Origin of the sequence: Azospirillum lipoferum, from assembly GCF_024170005.1 — a bacterium.
In the GTDB taxonomy this organism is placed as follows: Bacteria; Pseudomonadota; Alphaproteobacteria; order Azospirillales; family Azospirillaceae; genus Azospirillum; species Azospirillum lipoferum.
Window position 1 is genome coordinate 81,911 of record NZ_JALJXJ010000011.1, and the last position, 18,433, is coordinate 100,343.

Annotated in this window: 18 protein-coding genes; 12 read left to right on the top strand and 6 right to left on the bottom strand. The window is 68.3% G+C overall.

Annotation, left to right across the window (positions count from 1 at the left end):
• Nucleotides 1–12 precede the first annotated feature (12 nt).
• Together glyA and J2848_RS23745 are read left to right on the top strand one after the other, a co-directional pair.
• Entirely contained in the window at nt 13–1,287 is a 1,275-nt protein-coding gene (gene glyA / locus J2848_RS23740) for a serine hydroxymethyltransferase (RefSeq protein WP_149232836.1), read from the top strand.
• Between the two features lie 205 nt (nt 1,288–1,492).
• Complete coding sequence (locus J2848_RS23745) at nt 1,493–2,875, top strand: L-serine ammonia-lyase (protein WP_149232837.1); 1,383 nt, start codon at nt 1,493–1,495, stop codon at nt 2,873–2,875.
• 49 nt (nt 2,876–2,924) lie between these two features.
• On the opposite strand, the gene J2848_RS23750 is transcribed toward J2848_RS23745, so the two are convergent.
• Together J2848_RS23750 and J2848_RS23755 are read right to left on the bottom strand one after the other, a co-directional pair.
• Entirely contained in the window at nt 2,925–3,557 is a 633-nt protein-coding gene (locus J2848_RS23750) for a response regulator transcription factor (RefSeq protein ID WP_149232838.1), read from the bottom strand.
• Complete coding sequence (locus J2848_RS23755; protein ID WP_246194003.1) at nt 3,554–5,164, bottom strand: ATP-binding protein; 1,611 nt, start codon at nt 5,162–5,164, stop codon at nt 3,554–3,556. The genes J2848_RS23750 and J2848_RS23755 overlap by 4 nt, the downstream gene beginning before the upstream one ends.
• Nucleotides 5,165–5,398: 234 nt before the next feature.
• Here J2848_RS23755 and J2848_RS23760 point away from each other — a divergent pair, with 234 nt between their 5' ends.
• The 8 genes from J2848_RS23760 to mnhG are packed head-to-tail and all read left to right on the top strand — an operon-like array spanning nt 5,399 to nt 12,913.
• Nucleotides 5,399–6,271, top strand: coding sequence for a universal stress protein (locus J2848_RS23760; RefSeq protein WP_149232839.1), 873 nt, complete (start codon nt 5,399–5,401; stop codon nt 6,269–6,271).
• 11 nt (nt 6,272–6,282) lie between these two features.
• Entirely contained in the window at nt 6,283–6,780 is a 498-nt protein-coding gene (locus J2848_RS23765; protein WP_149232840.1) for a PTS sugar transporter subunit IIA, read from the top strand.
• Between the two features lie 51 nt (nt 6,781–6,831).
• Nucleotides 6,832–9,798 carry a monovalent cation/H+ antiporter subunit A gene (locus tag J2848_RS23770; RefSeq protein ID WP_149232841.1) on the top strand — a complete coding sequence of 989 codons (2,967 nt, stop codon included), beginning with the start codon at nt 6,832–6,834 and terminating at the stop codon, nt 9,796–9,798.
• Entirely contained in the window at nt 9,798–10,142 is a 345-nt protein-coding gene (locus J2848_RS23775) for a Na+/H+ antiporter subunit C (protein ID WP_109085712.1), read from the top strand. The genes J2848_RS23770 and J2848_RS23775 overlap by 1 nt, the downstream gene beginning before the upstream one ends.
• Nucleotides 10,139–11,743, top strand: coding sequence for a monovalent cation/H+ antiporter subunit D (locus J2848_RS23780; RefSeq protein ID WP_246194004.1), 1,605 nt, complete (start codon nt 10,139–10,141; stop codon nt 11,741–11,743). Before J2848_RS23775 ends, J2848_RS23780 begins: the two co-directional genes overlap by 4 nt.
• Nucleotides 11,740–12,240, top strand: coding sequence for a Na+/H+ antiporter subunit E (locus tag J2848_RS23785; RefSeq protein WP_246194005.1), 501 nt, complete (start codon nt 11,740–11,742; stop codon nt 12,238–12,240). Before J2848_RS23780 ends, J2848_RS23785 begins: the two co-directional genes overlap by 4 nt.
• Complete coding sequence (locus J2848_RS23790; RefSeq protein WP_149232842.1) at nt 12,237–12,518, top strand: K+/H+ antiporter subunit F; 282 nt, start codon at nt 12,237–12,239, stop codon at nt 12,516–12,518. Before J2848_RS23785 ends, J2848_RS23790 begins: the two co-directional genes overlap by 4 nt.
• Nucleotides 12,515–12,913 carry a monovalent cation/H(+) antiporter subunit G gene (gene mnhG, locus J2848_RS23795; RefSeq protein ID WP_149232843.1) on the top strand — a complete coding sequence of 133 codons (399 nt, stop codon included), beginning with the start codon at nt 12,515–12,517 and terminating at the stop codon, nt 12,911–12,913. Before J2848_RS23790 ends, mnhG begins: the two co-directional genes overlap by 4 nt.
• Here the strand turns inward: mnhG and J2848_RS23800 are convergent.
• Complete coding sequence (locus J2848_RS23800) at nt 12,814–13,635, bottom strand: GntR family transcriptional regulator (protein WP_149232844.1); 822 nt, start codon at nt 13,633–13,635, stop codon at nt 12,814–12,816. The two genes, mnhG and J2848_RS23800, sit on opposite strands and share 100 nt — an antisense overlap.
• A 236-nt stretch (nt 13,636–13,871) precedes the next feature.
• Here J2848_RS23800 and J2848_RS23805 point away from each other — a divergent pair, with 236 nt between their 5' ends.
• The gene (locus J2848_RS23805) at nt 13,872–14,618 is read left to right on the top strand and encodes a maleate cis-trans isomerase family protein (protein WP_149232845.1); all 747 of its coding nucleotides are present in this window, start codon (nt 13,872–13,874) and stop codon (nt 14,616–14,618) included.
• A gap of 23 nt (nt 14,619–14,641) precedes the next feature.
• Complete coding sequence (locus J2848_RS23810; protein ID WP_170307120.1) at nt 14,642–15,094, top strand: amidohydrolase family protein; 453 nt, start codon at nt 14,642–14,644, stop codon at nt 15,092–15,094.
• A gap of 19 nt (nt 15,095–15,113) precedes the next feature.
• On the opposite strand, the gene J2848_RS23815 is transcribed toward J2848_RS23810, so the two are convergent.
• From J2848_RS23815 to J2848_RS23825, 3 genes are read right to left on the bottom strand one after another with little or no spacing between them, the layout of a single operon-like run.
• Nucleotides 15,114–15,857 (bottom strand): GntR family transcriptional regulator, encoded by a 744-nt coding sequence (locus J2848_RS23815; RefSeq protein ID WP_149232846.1) that lies wholly within the window; start codon nt 15,855–15,857, stop codon nt 15,114–15,116.
• Complete coding sequence (locus J2848_RS23820) at nt 15,854–17,245, bottom strand: amidase (protein ID WP_149232847.1); 1,392 nt, start codon at nt 17,243–17,245, stop codon at nt 15,854–15,856. Before J2848_RS23820 ends, J2848_RS23815 begins: the two co-directional genes overlap by 4 nt.
• A complete protein-coding gene (locus J2848_RS23825) occupies nt 17,242–18,402 on the bottom strand; it encodes an MFS transporter (protein WP_246194007.1) in 1,161 nt (386 codons plus the stop codon). The genes J2848_RS23820 and J2848_RS23825 overlap by 4 nt, the downstream gene beginning before the upstream one ends.
• Nucleotides 18,403–18,433: the final 31 nt, after the last annotated feature.

Here is an 18,433-nt window from a genome sequence, read left to right on the forward strand (position 1 = left end):
AGAGAAACGCACATGACCCGTCATCAGACCCTGTCGAAGCCCGATCTCACCGATTCCGCGATCGCGGCAGCCATTGGGCGTGAACTGAACCGTCAGAAGTACGAGATCGAGCTGATCGCCTCGGAAAACATCGTCTCGGCGGACGTGCTGGCCGCCCAGGGTTCGATCCTCACCAACAAATACGCCGAGGGCTATCCGGGCCGCCGCTATTACGGCGGCTGCGAGTTCGTGGACGAGGTCGAGACCATCGCCATTGAGCGCGCCAAGAAGCTGTTCGGTGCCGGCTTCGTCAATGTCCAGCCGCATTCCGGCGCCCAGGCCAACCAGGCCGTCTTCCTGGCCCTGCTTCAACCGGGCGACCGGGTGATGGGCATGTCGCTGGCCCATGGCGGGCACCTGACCCACGGCTCGCCGGTGACGATGTCGGGCAAGTGGTTCGACATCGTCAGCTATGAGGTGCGCGAGAGCGACCAGCGGATCGATTATGACGCTCTGCGCGCCAAGGCACTGGAGACCAAGCCGAAGCTGATCGTCGCCGGCGCCTCGGCCTACCCGCGGGTGATCGATTTTGCCGAGTTCCGCCGCATCGCCGACGAGGTCGGGGCCTATCTGATGGTGGATATGGCCCATTATGCCGGGCTGGTCGCCACCGGCAACTACCCGGATCCGCTGCCGCATGCCCATGTGGTGACCACCACCACGCACAAGACCCTGCGCGGTCCGCGCGGCGGCATGATCCTGACCAACGACGAGGCGCTGGCCAAGAAGTTCAACTCCGCGGTGTTCCCGGGCAACCAGGGCGGTCCGCTGATGCATGTCATCGCCGCCAAGGCCGTGGCCTTCGGCGAGGCGCTGACCCCGGAGTTCAAGGCCTATGCCGCGCAGGTGGTGACGAACGCCAAGGTGCTGTCCCACACGTTGGTGAAGGGTGGCTTGGACATCGTCTCCGGCGGCACCGACTGCCATATGGTGCTGGTCGATCTGCGGCCGAAGGGCGTGAAGGGCCGCGACGCCGAACGCGCGCTGGAGCGGGCCGGACTGACCTGCAACAAGAACGCTATCCCGTTCGACCCGGAAAAGCCGGCGGTGACCTCCGGCATCCGGCTCGGCACCGCGGCGGGCACCACCCGCGGCTTCGGCGAGGCGGAGTTCGCCCGTATCGGCGAGCTGATCCTGACCGTCGTCGACGCGCTTGCCGCCGCCGGACCGGACGGCAATGCCGAGGTCGAGAAGCGCGTGCATGGCGAGGTTCGCGAATTGTGCGAGCGCTTCCCGATCTATGGCTGAGAGTTTGTGAGTTTTTGCAGGTTCCGCCGAGAGATGCTGCTTCGCATCGGATCTCATCATGCACTTCTCTCGGCCGTCATTCCCGCGAAGGCGGGAATCCAACCGTTCCAAGAGCTTTGACGCGGAGCCGCCCGGATCCCCGCCTTCGCGGGGATGACGGCCGATAACAGCTTTCAAAAACTCACGAATTCTGACGAGGCGCCCGATGTTTCTCAGCGTTTTCGATGTGTTCAAGATCGGCATCGGCCCGTCGTCGTCGCACACGATGGGCCCGATGACCGCGGCGGTGCGGTTCCTCGACATGCTGCGGGCGCAGGAGGAAACCATGCCCGCGGCGATCCGGGTCCGGCTGCACGGCTCGCTCGCTTTCACCGGTAAGGGACATGCGACGGACCGTGCCGTGCTGCTTGGGCTGCTCGATTACCGGCCGGACAGCCTCGACGTCGATGAAGCCGAAGAGCGCATCGCCGAGCTTTGGCAGACTCGGAAGCTGCACCCCGCCGGCCTGCCAGCGCTGGACTTCGATCCGGAAACCGATCTGGTCTTCGACTTCGGGCCGCCACTGCCGGGCCATGCCAACGGACTGATTTTCCAGGCTTTGGACCGGGCCGGCAAGTTGGTGCTGTCGGAAATCTTCTATTCGATCGGCGGTGGCTTCGTCGTCACGGCGGCGGAACGGGAGTCCCCGCCGGCGGCATTCCAGAAAGAGGCCGCCGGTTGGCCCTATCCCTTCCACAACGCCGCGGCGATGCTGCGGATGGCGCGGGAAAGCGGTGCGTCGATCGCCGAGATGAAGCGTGCCAACGAAGTCGTCGTGCGCTCCGCCATCGAGGTGGAGGAGAAGCTCGGCGACATCTGGGCGGCAATGAACGGCTGCATCGAGCGTGGCCTCAGCCTCGACGGCCAGTTGCCCGGCAGCCTGAAGGTGAAGCGGCGGGCCAAGGCCATCCATCAGCAGCTTCTGCGCGAGCGCGGGGCGAATTCAAGCCTTCCGCATGTCGCCTCCGACTGGCTCAGCATCTATGCGATGGCGGTCAATGAGGAGAATGCGGCCGGCGGCAAGGTGGTGACCGCACCGACCAATGGGGCGGCCGGCGTCGTTCCGGCGGTGATCCGCTATTACCTCGATCATTGCGCCGGGGCGGAACCGGCGAAGGTCGCCGATTTTCTGCTGACCGCAGCAGCAATCGGCGGCTTGATCAAGCACAACGCGTCGATTTCCGGGGCCGAGGCCGGGTGCCAGGGCGAGGTCGGATCGGCCGCCGCCATGGCCGCGGCGGGTCTGTGCGCGGTGCTGGGCGGAACGCCGGAGCAGGTGGAGAATGCGGCGGAAATCGCACTGGAGCATCACCTCGGCATGACCTGTGATCCGGTCGCCGGTCTGGTCCAGGTGCCCTGCATCGAACGCAACGCCATCGGTGCGACCAAGGCGGTGGCCGCAGCCTCCCTGGCGCTGCGCGGCGACGGCCAGCATTTCATGCCGCTCGACAACTGCATCCAGGCGATGCGGCAGACCGGCGAGGAAATGAGCACCAAGTTCAAGGAGACCAGCCTGGGCGGGCTTGCGGTGAATTTGCCGGAGTGCTGACACTCTCCGCAGATTGCCAAACCTGCCGTCTCCTTTGCTGGCAGACACCTCACTCCAGCCGATCGCCCAGCTTCGTCCGCATCAGTGCCAGTTCCGGAGCATTGCGGGCTTCCATCTTTTCCAGCACGCGGGCGCGGTGAGTCTCCACCGTGCGGATGCCGATGGCGAGAAGGTGGGCGATCGTCTTGTTGGGCAGTCCCTGGGCGACCATTTCCATCACCTCCAGTTCGCGCGGGCTGAGCAGGGCGAGGCGGCGGCGGATCTCGCCGGTCTCGCCATCGGCGCGGCGGGCGGCGAGGTCGCGTTCGAACGCCTCCTGCACCCGCTCGATCAGCAGATCCTCGTCGAACGGCTTTTGCAGGAAATCCACCGCACCGGCCCGGAAGGCCCGCACCGCTGCGGTGACGTCGCCATGGCCGGTGATGACGATCACCGGCAGGGTCAAGCCGCGCCGGATCATCTCCTGCTGCAAATCCAGCCCGTCCATGCCCGGCATGCGGATGTCGAGGATGGCGCAGCCCGGCTGGTCCGGGGAGGCCGTTTCCAGGAATTCTGCTGCCGACGCGCAGCAGCGCACGGCCAGCCCGGCCAGATCCAGATGGAGCGCCAAGGCGTCGCGCACGGCCTCGTCGTCGTCCACCACGAACGCCGTGGGTGTGGTGGGGGGCGTCTCGGTCGTCATGCAAGCTCTCCCGCTTGGCCCGCCGCATGGACGGGAATGGTGAACTGGAACACGGTTCCCCCGTCTGTTCCGCCGCGTGCGGTCAGGGTGCCGCCATGGCTTTCAACGATGGTGCGGACGATGGACAGCCCAAGCCCCATGCCGGTCGGCTTGGTGGTGACGAAGGGGGCGAACAGGTTGCGCTCCACCACCTCGGCGAGGCCGGGGCCGGTGTCGCGCACGCCGATGGCGACGAAGCCGCGCTCGGCGGCGCCGGCGAAGATCACGATGCGGCGCCGGGCCGGATAAGTCTGGGCGTCGCCCATCGCTTCGGCCGCGTTGCGGACGAGGTTGAGGATCGCCTGCTGCAATTGGACGGCATCCCCTGCTATGGCCGGCAGGGCGGGGTCGACTTCCGCCGTAATCTCTACAGCATGGCGGCTGGCGAGCGGCCCGGCCAGCGTCAGGCAGTCGACGATCAGCGTGGCGACCGGCAGCGGGTTGCGGTCGCGGGCACCCTTGCGCACGAAGTCGCGCAGGCTGCGGATGACGCGGTCGGCCCGTTCGGCCTGGGTGACGGTCTTGTCAAGGATCTCGGTCAGGCGGGGGGAGGCACCCTCGATCCGCGCGACCTTGCGGGCGGCGCGGGCGTAACCCATGGCCGCCGCCAGCGGCTGGTTCAACTCGTGGGCCAGCGCCGCCGCCATCTCGCCCGCCTCGATCAGGCGGGAGGCGTGGGCGAGGTCGGATTGCCGCACCCGCAGCCGGTCCTCCGCCCGTCGGCGTTCGCTGACCACGGCACCCAGCAGCAGGATGGTGACGGCCAGCGTCAGCATCAGCAACTGGAAATGCGCCATGCGCGCGGTGTCGACGCCGGTCATCTGGATGGCGGCGATCAGCCCGGCCTGGGTGGCGGCCGAGGCCAGTACCGCACCTCCCAGCCCATGCCGTACGGCGATCCCCATCGCCGGCAGGAACAGCAGATAGAAGTGCTCGTATTGCGAAGAGGCCAGAGGGCCGAAATCTAGCCACAGGGTGAAGGCGATCAATGAGCCCCAAGCCAGGATCTCTGCGGCACCGATCCAGGACCAGCGCAGCATCGGCATGCGCCGGCCGATCAGCACCATCGGTGTCAGAACGGCGATGCCGATGACCTCGCCCGTCCAATAGCGCAGCAGCACCTCCGGAAAGTGCCTCCACTCGAACAGCTCGGCCGTGGTGTGGATGGCGATGAAGCAGAGCCCGATAGCCAGGACCGCTACGGCGCTGCCGCCCAGCAGCAGGACGATGTCGCGCAGCCGCGACAGCCCCGGATCGATCACGCGGCGCAGCAGCCAGCCGGCGATCCCATAGCCCGCGGCAACGACGCCGTTTGCCAGAAGCGGAGTCCACAGCGCCACGGGCAGATCCCGGACAACGAAGTCGGCGGCGGTCAGAGCCAGCCAGACCAGTGGCACGGCGCGAACGCCGAGCAGCACCGACACCCCCATCATCAGCCCGGCCGGCGGGTTCCATGGCGTGATGTTGATGGCGGAGACCGCATGGATGAAGCTGATCCAATCCAGGAACATGTGGGCGGCCAGATAGGCCGGAATGAACATCCATTGGCGGCGGGCAATCTGCGACATGCTACAATGGTAACGCCAACCTGCTCCGACTGCATCAGGTGAAATCACTCGCACCGTATTACTACGGACACCATGCAACGCCTTGCGTGGCGTTTTCGGGTCCGTATTTCCCGGCATGGACAGACTGCGGCCGACTTCCGATCATTGAATGGTTCCCTGCGGAGTGATCTTCGGCAGGGAACGGCCCGCACCGGAACAGAAGACCGGAGACCTCACGATACCGGGACCGTCACGATGACAGGCGTCACGAGGGCAAGCCTCAAGCGCATTCTGCTGGCAACCGACCTGGAACCGAAGTCGGACCGTGCGCTGGAGCGCGCCGTCCAACTCGCCCGCCGGTTCGATGCGGAGCTGACGGCGCTGCATGTCGTCGACGGCAACGGCGGGCGCTATGGCTGCCTGCCGCTGCACCATGTGGAAAGCGAATTGCAGCGCCACATCCTGGCCGCGAGCGATGGGGCCGGCATCCGGGCCCAGGCGGTGGCAGTGCGCGGCGATGCGGTGGAACACCGGGTCGCCGGCTATGCCGGGCTGTGGCGGCCGGACCTTCTGGTGGTGGGTCTGCACCAGCGCGACAGGGTGGCGGACCTGTTCCTGGCCTCCACCGTCGAACGCATCGCGATCGCCGATGGAACGCCGATGCTGATCGTGCGCGACAAACCGCTCCAGCCCTATCTGCGGGCGCTGGTGCCGGTCGACTTCTCCGAACGGTCGCGACCGTCGGTGGAGGGCGCGCGGATGCTGATGCGGGAGGGCTGCATCCACCTGCTGCATGTCACGGACCTGCCGGAAACGTCGGCACTGGACAAGGCACAGGTCGAGCACGATTTCCGGACAGTGCTCGGCATCCCGGGTGACGAGCCGCCGGACGGACCAGTGGTGGAGACGATCCTGCTCGCTGGCTCCCCGGCACGGCAGATCGTCGATCTGGCCCGGCAGGGGCGATACGATCTGGTCGCAATAGGCTCGGTCCGGCGCAGCGGCGTTTTCCGCGCCCTGCTGGGCAGTACCGCGTCCGAAGTGATCGATGTACTGCCCTGCGACGTGCTGATCGGTGGCGTCGGTGCTTGCCGACCTCTGGTGCCCGCATCGCCTTTCTGGCCCTAATGGAGAACCGGATGGCCATCACTGAGCTTTTTTCCGTGGACGACGTCATCCTGGATGCCGTTCCCGGCAGCAAGGCGGCACTGCTCGACCAGCTGTCTGTGGAGGCCGCCGGCCGCAGCGGCCGGCCGGCGTCGGAAATCCTGGAGGCCCTGCTGGCGCGGGAGAAGATCGGTTCCACGGCGCTCGGCAGGGGCGTGGCGCTTCCCCATACCGAGCTTCCCGATCTTGCAGCCCCCGTCGTCCTCTTCGCCCGTCTTCAGCGCGCCGTCGATTTCGATGCGCGCGATGAGGAGCCGGTCGATCTCGTCTTCCTGGCGTTGTGGCCGGCATCGAACCGGAAGGGACTGCTGTCGGCGATGGCGGAAATCTGTGGAGCGCTGCGCGATCCGCAGTCGCTGCGCCGGCTGCGCGGCGCGAAGACGCCCGAGGATGCGGCCCAGATCGTCCTCCAGGCCGTTGCCCAGGATGAGGAGGACCGGGACTGCAACGACGCAACTCCCGGCTTCTGACACCCTCCATCGCCGCCGTTCCAGTCCGTCGCCAGTCTGCCGTAGGATTTCATGCCCGACGCACTCCCGCTCCTGATCGCCATCGCCTTGCCCTTCGCCGGTGCCGCCGCCGCCGGTCTGCTGCCCACGCATGCGCGCAACGCGGCGGCGTATTTGGCCGGGGGCGTGACGCTGATCGGGCTGGCGATGGTGTGGGCGGCCTATCCGACGGTCTCGGCGGGCGGCGTGTTGCGCCTTTCGGCGACCTGGATGCCGTCGCTCGGGCTGGACTTCTCGCTGCGGATGGACGGCTTCGCTTGGCTCTTTGCCGGGCTGGTGTTCGGGGTCGGCGCGCTGGTGGTGGTCTATGCCCGCTACTACATGGCGGCCGAGGATCCGGTGCCGCGCTTCTTCGCCTTCCTGCTCGCCTTCATGGGGTCGATGACCGGGGTGGTGCTGTCGGGCAACCTGATCCAGCTCGCCTTTTTCTGGGAACTGACCAGCCTCTTCTCCTTCCTGCTGATCGGTTACTGGCACCACGCCGCCGCCGCGCGAGACGGTGCGCGCATGGCGCTGACGGTCACGGCGACCGGCGGCCTCTGCCTGTTCGCCGGCGTGCTGATCCTCGGCCACATCGTCGGCAGCTACGATCTGGACGCCGTGCTGGCGGCTGGCGGCCGTATCCGCGCCCATCCGCTCTACCTGCCGGCCCTGGTGCTGATCCTGCTCGGCGCCCTGACCAAGAGCGCGCAGTTCCCCTTCCATTTCTGGTTGCCGCACGCCATGGCGGCACCGACCCCGGTGTCGGCCTACCTGCATTCGGCGACGCTGGTGAAGGCCGGCATCTTCCTGATGGCCCGGCTGTGGCCGGTGCTGGCGGGGACCGAGGCGTGGTTCTGGATCGTAGGCTCAGCCGGCCTCGCTACCCTGCTGCTCGGCGCCTACATCGCCATCTTCCAGCATGACCTGAAGGGACTGCTGGCCTATTCGACGATCAGCCATCTCGGGCTCATCACCCTGCTGCTCGGCTTCAACAGCGAACTGGCGATGGTGGCGGCGATCTTCCACGTCATCAACCACGCGACCTTCAAGGCGTCGCTGTTCATGGCCGCCGGCATCATCGACCACGAGACGGGGACGCGCGACATCCGGCGCCTGTCGGGCTTGAACCGCTTCATGCCCTTCACCGCCCGCCTCGCCCTGATCGCCGCCGGCGCCATGGCGGGCGTGCCGCTGCTGAACGGCTTCCTGTCGAAGGAGATGTTCTTCGCCGAGGCGCTGTCCGCCAAGGATCCGCTGCCGGTCTTCTTCGACGTGCTGCCGGTCGCGGCGATGGTGGCCAGCGCCTTTAGTGTCGCTTATTCGCTGCGCTTCATCCACGGCACCTTCTTCGGGCCGGACCCGGTCGGCCTGCCGCATGAGCCGCACGAGCCGCCGGCCTGGATGCGCTTCCCGGTCGAGGTGCTGGTGCTGGCCTGCATCGTCATCGGCATCCTGCCGGCCGCCACCGTCGGCCCCTATCTCGACATGGCCGCCCGCGCCGCCCTGGGTGCTGCGACGCCGGACTACAGCCTCGCGGTCTGGCACGGCTTCAACCTGCCGCTGGTGATGAGCATGGCCGCCTTCGCCGCCGGGCTGATCCTCTACCGGCTGCTGCAGAGCCATCTCGCCAAGGGGATCGAGGGGCCGCCGCTGATCCGCAGCCTGGAAGGCCGGCGGATGTTCGAGCGGACGATGGTCTTCCTATCCTGGCGCCTCGCCCGCACGGCGGAGGGGCTGCTGGGCACCCGCCGCCTGCAACCGCAGCTGCGGCTGGTGGTGACCGCCGCGGTGCTGGCCGGCGGCTGGACGGTGTGGTCGCGCGGGGTGGGGCCGGGCAATCTGGCGCCGTCGGGCATCGACCCGGTGCTGGCGCTGATCTGGCTGCTGGGCGCCGCCTGCGCGCTGGGCGCCGCCTGGCAGGCGAAGTTCCACCGGCTGGCGGCGCTGATCATGCTCGGCGGCACCGGGCTGGTGGTCTGCGTCACCTTCGTCTGGTTCTCCGCCCCCGACCTCGCCCTGACCCAGCTGCTGGTCGAGGTGGTCACCACCATCCTGCTGTTGCTTGGTCTGCGCTGGCTGCCCAAGCGGATGGACACCCCCGGCAGCCGCGGGTCGGAGGCGGTCACGCTGACCCGCCGCCTGCGCGACCTTGGCATCGCCGCCGCTGCCGGGGCCGGCATGGCCGGGCTGGCCTTCGGGGTGATGACGCGCTTCCCGCCGGAACTGCTGGCACGCCATTTCCTGGAACTGGCCTACAGCGAGGGCGGCGGCACCAACGTCGTCAACGTCATCCTTGTCGATTTCCGCGGTTTCGACACGATGGGCGAGATTGCCGTGCTGGGGGTGGTGGCAATGACCGCCTATGCGCTGTTGCGCCGCTTCCGCCCGGCGTCCGACAGCGTCGACGTTCCCGAGCAGCAGCGCGACCAGAGCGCCTTCGACGCCTCGCGGCCCGACCGCAAGGACGGCGACACGGTGGCCGACTGGCTGTTCATCCCGTCGCTGATCGCCCGCCTGCTGTTCCCGGTGATCCTGCTGGTGGCGTTGTTCCTGCTGTTGCGCGGCCACGATTTGCCGGGCGGCGGCTTCGCCGCCGGGCTGACCGTCGCCATCGCCATGATCCTGCAATACATGTTCGGCGGCACCCAGTGGGTCGAGGCGCGGCTGCGCGTGCTGCCGATGCGCTGGATGGGCATCGGCCTGCTGCTGGCCGCCGGCACCGGACTCGGTGCCTGGGTGGCCGGCCGGCCGTTCCTGACCAGCTATTTCGCCTATTCGCAGATTCCGGTGCTGGGCAAGATCCCGGTGGCGAGCGCGCTGCTGTTCGACATCGGCGTCTTTGCCCTGGTGGTCGGCGCCACCATCCTGATGCTGATCGCGCTGGCCCGCCAATCCTTGCGCGGCCACCGCGTTGCCGCACCGCGCCTGCCGGAGGTTCCGGCGGTGCCCGAACCGGTGCCGACCCCCGTGGGAGAGACTGCCGTGGGAGACGACTGATGGAACTGATCCTTTCGCTCGGCATCGGCGTGCTGACCGGCTCCGGCGTGTGGCTGCTGCTGCGGCCCCGCACCTTCCAGGTGATCGTCGGGCTGTCGCTTTTGTCCTATGCCGTCAACCTGTTCATCTTCTCCACCGGCGGCCTGCGCACCGGGGCGGCGCCGATCCTTGAGGGCGGACGGGCCGGCACGCTCGCCATGCACGCCGACCCGGTGCCGCAGGCGCTGGTGCTGACGGCGATCGTCATCGGCTTCGCCACCACCGCCCTTTTCCTGGTTCTGTTGCTCGCCGCCCGCGGCCTGACCGGCACCGACCATGTCGACGGAAAGGAGAGCGGCCGGTGAGCGGCTGGATGGACCATCTGACGATCGCCCCCATCGTCCTGCCCCTGCTGGCGGGGGCGGTAATGATGCTGATCGACGAGCGGCAGCGGACGCTGAAGGCGGCGATCGGCATGGCATCGGCGCTGGCGTTGCTGGGGCTGGCCGTGCTGGCGCTGACCGTCGCTGATGCCGGGGCTGCCGGTGTCCGCGTCTACCGGCTCGGCAGCTGGCCGGCGAATTTCGGCATCGTGCTGGTGCTGGACCGCTTCGCCGCCCTGATGCTGGTGCTGACCGGAATCCTGGGCGTCGCCGCCCTGACTTTCTCGCTGCCGCGCTGGCAGAAGGCCGGGGCGCATTTCCATCCGCTGTTCCAGTTCCAGCTGATGGGGCTGAACGGGGCCTTCCTGACCGGCGACCTGTTCAACCTGTTCGTCTTCTTCGAGATCATGCTGGCGGCCTCCTACGGCCTCGCTTTGCATGGCTCTGGGCTGGCGCGGGTGCGGGCGGGGCTGCATTATATCGCGATCAACCTGTCGGCGTCGCTGCTGTTCCTGATCGGCGTCAGCATGATCTATGGCATTTCCGGCACCCTCAACATGGCCGATCTCGCCGGCCGGGTCGCCGACCTGGCGGCCGAGGACCGCGGGTTGCTGGAAGCCGGGGCGGCGATTCTCGGCCTTGCCTTCCTGATCAAGGCTGGGATGTGGCCGCTGGGCTTCTGGCTGCCCAACACCTATTCCACGCTGGGTTCGGCCTCCGCCGCCATCGTCTCGGTCCTCAGCAAGGTCGGCATCTATGCCGTGCTGCGGCTGTGGCTGCTGGTGTTCGGCGACGGGGCGGGGGAGTCGGGCGGCTTCGGCGGTATGGTTCTGCTGGTCGGCGGGCTGCTGACCGTCGGCTTCGGCTCGATTGCCGTGCTGGCGACCCAGAACACGGCACGGCTGGCCGGGGCCATCGTGCTGGTGTCGTCCGGTACCCTGCTGGCCGCCATCGGCGCCGGCCGGATGTCGGTGACCGGCGGGGCACTGTTCTACCTGACCAGTTCCGTCCTGGCGGTTGCCGGCTTCTTCCTGCTGATCGAGTTGGTGGAGCGCGGCCGCGGCGTCGGCGCCGACGTGCTGGCGGTGACCCGCGAGGCTTTCGGTGAGGGCGACGACGAGGATGCGGATGATGGCGGGGCTGGCGTCGCCATCCCGGCGACGATGGCAATCCTTGGCATCGGCTTCCTGTCCAGCGCGCTGCTGCTGGCCGGCCTGCCGCCGCTGTCGGGGTTCCTCGCCAAATTTGCCATCCTGTCGCCGCTGCTGGCCGCCGGACCGGAGGTTGCCGTCACCACCTGGATCCTGCTGGCGGCGCTGGTGCTGTCCGGGCTGGCGACGGTGGTGGCGATGACGCGGGCGGGCATCGACGCCTTCTGGGCCTCGCCCGCCGCTGAGGTTCCGCGGGTACGGGTGGCGGAGATCGCACCTGTCCTGTTGCTGCTTGCCCTCAATCTGGCGCTGACCGTCCAGGCTGGGCCGGCGATGCGCTATATGGAAGACACCGCACGGTCGTTGCATGCGCCGCAGGACTATACCGGCGCCGTGCTGTCCGGACTCCCAGTGGCAGGAGGTGTCCGATGAGACGGCTGATGAGGCGGTGGCTGCCCTATCCGCTGATGACGGCGACACTGCTGGCGGTCTGGCTGCTGCTGAACGAGAGCATGGCCCCCGGCACCGTCATCCTGGGCGGCCTGCTGTCGCTGGCGACAGCCGCGACGCTCGGCGTGCTCGACCTGCCGGGCGGGCGCTTCCGCCGTCCGTGGGCGGCCCTGTCGCTGTTGGGCGTGGTGCTGGTGGACATACTGCGCTCGAACTGGGCGGTCGCCAAAATCATCCTGCGCCCGGGCGGCGGCGGGCGGGTATCCGGTTTCGTGCGTATCCCGCTCGATCTGAGGGCGCCCTATGGGCTGGCGACGCTCGCCTGCATCGTCACCGCCACGCCCGGCACGGTGTGGGTCGCCTATGATCGCCGCCGCAATACCATCCTCCTGCACATCCTCGACCTTGTGGACGAACAGGAGTGGATCGACACCATCAAGGGCCGTTACGAGACACGGTTGATGGAGCTGTTCGAATGACCCTGACCCTGTTGATGGGCACCATCTTCCTGACCCAGATCCTGCTGGTCGTCGCCATGGCCTTCGCGAGCTTCCGGGTGCTGCGCGGACCGCGGGCACAGGACCGGGTGCTGGGGCTGGACACCCTCTACGTCACGGCGACCATGCTGCTGCTGACCTTCGGCATCCGCAATGGCAGCATCCTCTATTTCGAAGCGGCTCTGATCATCGCGCTGCTCGGCTTCGTGTCGACGGCGGCGCTGGCGAAGTTCCTGATGCGCGGCGAGGTCATCGAATGAACAACCATCTGGCCGATCTCCCCGCCTGGGCAGCCGTTCCCGCAGCCCTGCTGCTGCTGGCCGGCGCCGGGTTGACCCTGATCGGAACTGTCGGGTTGCTGCGTTTCGGCAGCTTCTACCAGCGGGTCCACGCCCCGACACTCGGCTCGACCCTGGGGATCGGCTGCATCCTGCTGGCCTCGATGCTGATCTTCTCCGTTCTGGAGTCCCGGGCGATCCTGCACGAGCTGCTGATCACCGCCCTGATGGTGGTCACCACTCCGATCACGCTGATGCTGCTGGCGCGGGCCGCCCTCTACCGCGACCGCAGCGAAGGCAGCGACGAGGTGCCCCCCCCGCCCTCCGGATCGACGACTGTGCCCAAGCCGGGTGCGTCGGATGAAGCGGGTGTGTGATCGGCGGGACGGCATGCGGGCTGTACCGGCGATGGCTTGCCGCAGCCGTTCAGCACCGTGAGGACGGCTTCCGCGGTTTGACGGCTGTGGGCTGCCAGGAGGCTACCGGCCGCCGCCGCGTCGCGCTGCCGGAATGCGGCCATGAAGCCGTCATGTTCGCCGAGGGAGTTCCGCCAGCGTTCCGCATCGTCATTGGCTAGCGACCGGGCGCGGAGGATCTTTGAGGCGAAGCCGGCATAGGTCGCCTCCAGCGACGGGTTGCGTGCCATTGCGACGATCCGGATGTGGATCCGGCGGTCGGTCATGAAGTAGGCCGGCCGGTCGCCGGCATCGAACCGGGCGTGCAGTTGGGCATGGAGCCGGTCGAGTTCGGCGAACTCCTCCAGCGTTCCCCTCTGGCAGCAAAGGCTGCCCGCAAGCGCTTCCAGCGCTTCCATCACTTCGAAGACGGCGGCAATTTCCTTTGGATCGATGGGCGTCACCACGGCGCCGCGGTGCGGGCGAAGCTCCACCAACCCCTCCGCCGCCAGGACGCGCAACGCCTCCCGCAAGGGTGTGCGGGAGATGCCGAGCTGCTCGCACAGCTGGACTTCCGGCACCCGGTTGCCCGGCCGCAATTCGCCGGACAGGATCATCGCGCGCAGTTCCGCGACGGCACCGTGATGCAGTGTTTCCCGGCGGATCGGCCCGGCGGAGGCCCTTGCGGTCTTCACGGTGTCCATGGTCGATCCGGCAGCGCTCAACATGCTGCTTGCTTGTGCAGCGGTGCGCGAACGATGCCATACGCTCAAAAACAAGGCAAGCGAGGTCGACGAGAGTCCTCCAGATCAAATAGAGATAACTCGCTTATATAAAAGAGAAAAATTGATTTCTCCATTCTGTATACAATCTGGCACGTGCCTTGCGACTGAGGGGATCTTGCGGCTGAACCCAGACAAACTGAAGCCAAGGACCGAACATGAGCACGCCCGACCCGACCAAGCGCGTCCTTCTGGGGATGCTGACCCCCTCGTCCAACACGGTTCTGGAGCCGGTGACCTCCGCCATGCTGAGTGGATTGCCGGAGGTGTCGGCCCATTTCGGCCGCTTCACCGTGAAGGAGATTTCGCTGCGTGCCGCAGCGCTTGACCAGTTCGCCGATGCACCCTTCCTGGACGCCGCCCGCCTGCTGGCCGACGCGAAGCTCAACGTGATCGGCTGGAACGGCACCTCGGCCGGCTGGCTCGGCTTCGACGCCGACGAACAGCTTTGCCGCGCCATCACGGCGGAGACCGGCATCCCGGCCTGCACTTCCATGCTGGCGCTGAACGAGATTCTGGAAACCACCGGCCGCAGGCGCTTCGCCATCGTCAGCCCCTATCTGGACGAGATCCAGGAGCGGATGGTCGCCAATTACAACGCTGCCGGCTTCGAGGTGGTGGCGGAGCGCCATCTGAACGACCGTGGTAACTTCTCCTTCTCCGAGGTCAGCGAGGAGCGGATCGAGCGCCTGTGCGCCGAGGTGGCGGAGGCGAAGCCGGAGGCCATCGCCATCATCTGCACCAACATGCGCGGCGCTCCGGTGGCCGAACGGGTGGAGAAGGCGTTGGGAATCCCTGTCTACGACACCGTGTCGACCGTGGTGTGGAAGGCGTTGCGCATGACCGGCGTCGACACCCGCCGGGTCCAGGGCTGGGGCAGCCTGTTCCGGGACCTGTACGGCTGACGGCTGACAAGAGGGAGGGGAGCATGGAGTTCGATCTGGTCATCCGCAACGGCACGGTCGCCACGGCGTCGGACGTGTTCAGGGCCGACGTCGGCGTGCGTGGCGGGACGATCGCGGCGCTGGGCGCCGGTCTCGCCCCAGGTCGTAAGGAGGTCGACGCCGACAGCCCCGCCCGCATATACGGGCTGCATCCGCGCAAGGGCACCATCGCGGTGGGGGCCGATGCCGACATCGCCCTGTGGGACCCGGCCCGGCGGGTGACCGTCACCAACGCCATGCTGCACCACAATGTGGACTATACACCCTCTATGAGGGGATGGAGGTCATTGGCTGGCCGGTGGCGACGATCCCCGCGGGACGATGGTCTGCCGCGACGGTGCGCTTCTGGTTCAGCCGGGGTGCGGCGAGTTCCTGCCCTGTGGCTGCCGGCACCCGCCCGACCCAAGGGCGCCCCGGCACCCGTTTTGCCGTTTTGACTGGCCCTGTGGACGGCCGCTACCCCGCCCGCCGTGCCTTGGCCGAGGCGCAGGCGGCGGCCACCACTTCGCCGGTGCGGCCGACATGGTGCATGAACAGGCGCTGGGCGGTCTCGCCGTCGCGGTCCTCCATCGCCGCCAGGATCTCGCGGTGCTCCAGCACCGATTCCTTCCAGCGCCCCTGGGCGCCCAGCGCGAAGTAGCGAGCCCGCGCCAGTCGACCGAGCAGCCGGTCATGCGCATCGACCAGCGCCGGATTCTTGGCGCCGGATACGATCAGCCGGTGGATTTTCTGGTTGATCGAGAAATACTCCTCCAGCGCACCGGCCCCCTGCAACGCCTCGATCCTGTCCTGGAAGTTGCGCAGCCGACGCAGGTCGGCGGCGGTCATCCGTTCGGCGGCGAGCTTCGCCGCGAAGCTCTCGATGCAGCCTTCGGCCTCGAACAGGTGGATCAACTCGTCGGCGTCGAGCGGGGCGACGATGGCATTGCGGTTGGGCCGCAGCATCACCAGCCCGTCGGCGGCCAGCAGCTTCAGCGCCTCGCGCAGGGGGGTGCGGGAGATGCCGAGCTTCTCGCTCAGTTCCGGCTCGATCAGGCGGGCCGATGGCGGCAATTCGCCATAGATGATCATGGCGCGCAGGTGGTCCACAGCCATTTCCGCCAGCGGCGGGGGCGGCGCCACACGCCGCCGCCGGGGAGCGGCTTCGGTTTCGGGAGTGTCCCGAGGAACGTCCCCGGGAATGTCGTTTTCCATGCTCATCCGGGGTGTCCCTGCCCGCCGGCGGCGAGCACCGTTTCACTGTAGGCGGCGAAGCGCAGCACCCGGCGGTCCAGCCCACGCGGAGCGATGACCTGCAACCCTACGGGCAGCCCATTACGGCCGGTGCCGCAGGGGAGGCTGAGAGCGGGAACCTTGGCGTGGTTGAACAGCGGGGTAAAGACGGCATGGGCTCGCGGCGGCACCACCTGCCCGCCGATGGTGTCCGGCCCCAGCCGGTCGAGCGGCCAAGCGACGCAGGGCGTCGTCGGACCGATCAACAGGTCCGCGCCGGTGAAGAAGGCGGCCAGCGAGCGTGCGACCTCCACCCCCAACAATTGCGCCGCCGCGACCTCCGCCCCCGTCAGGGTCAGGCCCCGTTCGATCTGCACGGCGATGTCAGGATCGAACAGGGCCGGGTCGCGACGGAAGGCGTCGCCGTAGAGCGCCGCCAGCCCTGCATGTTGCAAGGGCATCAGCGCGGTTTCCGTCACCCCGGCCGGCCAGGACAGATCGCGCCGGACGACGTGTGTCCCCGCCCGTTCCAGCGCTTCGACAGCGGATTCTACCGCCTGCCGCACATCCTCGTCGATTGGCGTGTCCAGACCGAAGCGCGGGCTGTAGGCGACGGACAGGCTTTCCGGCGGCCGGGACTCCATCGGGGCGACGGCGATGGAGTCGGGATCGCGCGGATCAGGGCCGCACAGAGCCTCGAACATCAGCGCCGCGTCGGCAACGTCGGCGGCGATGGGGGCCATCACGGCGATGCCGGTGAAGGGTTCGGCGAAGCCTGGACCATAGGGGATGGCGCCGAAGGACGGCTTGAACCCCACCGCGCCGACATGGGCGGGCGGGCGGCGGCTCGACCCGCCGGCATCGGTGCCGAGCGCCAGCGGCACCAGCCCGCCGGCCACCGCCACCGCCGGTCCACCGCTCGACCCGCCGGGCGTCAGGTTCGGGTGCTGCGGGTGGCGCGTCGGTCCGAACAGCGGGTTGGTGGTGACCCCCTTGCAGGCGAATTCGGAGCTGTTGGCCATGCCGAGGATGACGGCGCCGGCAGCGCGCAGGCGCTCCACCGCGATTGCGTCCGCCGGGGCACGGAAGCTTCCGAACAGCCGCGACCCCTGGGTGACGCGGCGTCCGGCGACCCAGATGGTGTCCTTGACGGCGACCGGAACACCGGCCAGCAATGGCCGTTCCCCGGCGGCCAAGCGGCGGTCGATCGCCTCCGCCTCCGACAGCGCCCGTTCGGCATCGACCGTCACGAAGGCATTCAGTGCCGGATTGCCGTCGGCGATGCGGACCAGCGCAGCCTCGGTCTCGGCACGGGCGCTGCTGTGGCCGGCGCGGACGGCCTCGGCCACGGCGGTGGCGCGTGGGAACCGGGTCATCGCCTGTTTCCCAGAAGGCTGAGGCCGGCCAGCGCTGCCAGCAGGCCCACCACGACATAGCCGGTGGCGAGGCTGCTGACCGCGGCGACGGCGACCAGCAGGACCGGTGCGGCGATCAGTCCGGCGAAGCCGCCGACCATCACCGCGCCCGTGGCTTCGCCGATGCGGCCGGCTGGCGCCAGCCGCGCGACCTCCGCCAGGAAGACGCCGTTCCAGCCGCTGGCCGTCAGTCCGAACAGGAAGGTCGCAACCACCAGCACCGGGAAGGGCAGGGAGGCTCCGGTCAATGCCACCAGGATCGACGCCGCGGCCATGCCCAGCCCCAGCAGCCCGACCAGCCGGCGCGGCACCACCCAGCGCGAGGCGACGACGCCCCAGCCGAGCCGTCCGGCCAACCCGCCCGCCTGCCCGGCGGCCAGCGCCACCCCGGCGGCGACATGCTCAAGCCCCAACTCCGCCACAGCGAAAACGACGAAGAAGCCGTTCAGCGTCAGCTGGCTCGCCGCATAGGGGGCGGAGACCAGCGCCATCCGCCGCAGTGCCGGATCGGCGTACAGCAGCCGCATCGCCGTGCCCAGTCCGAACCCGGCCGCGGCATTGCGGGTCAGCGGGTCGTAGGCTGGCCGCAGCCGCTCGAAGATCGGGATGCAGACCAGCGCCAGAGCGGCGATGGCGGCATAGCCGGCACGGGGATCGGTGAGGGCCGCCAATACCGGCAAGGCCAGCGATCCGGCCATGGCGCCGATCTGGTTGCCGGTCTGGCGGACGGAGAACACCATCGGCCGGTCGGCCTCCCGCACCAGCCGGCCGAGGATGGCGGCGCTGGCCGGTGTCTCCGGTCCGCAGGCGAGGCCGATGGCAATTCCAGCGGCCAGAAGTGCGGTTGCGCCACTGCCCATCATCGCGCACAGCATGGCAGCGGCCACCGCCACCGCACAGAAGCTGGCCATGCGGAATGCGCCCAGCCGCCCGGTCAGCACGCCCCCACCCAGCGAGGCCGCCATCCCGACCGCAAAGCCGGTGGTGGTGAACAGGCCCAGCCCCGCCGGGTTGATCCCCATGCGCGGCGCCAGCACGCCCGGCGCGAACAGGGCGAGCGCCACCAGCGCCTGCAAGCCGGTCATGCCGGCGAGTGCGGGCAGGAGCGGCGGTTGCACCAATGGCTTTGGCGGTGCTGGCGCTGCCGTC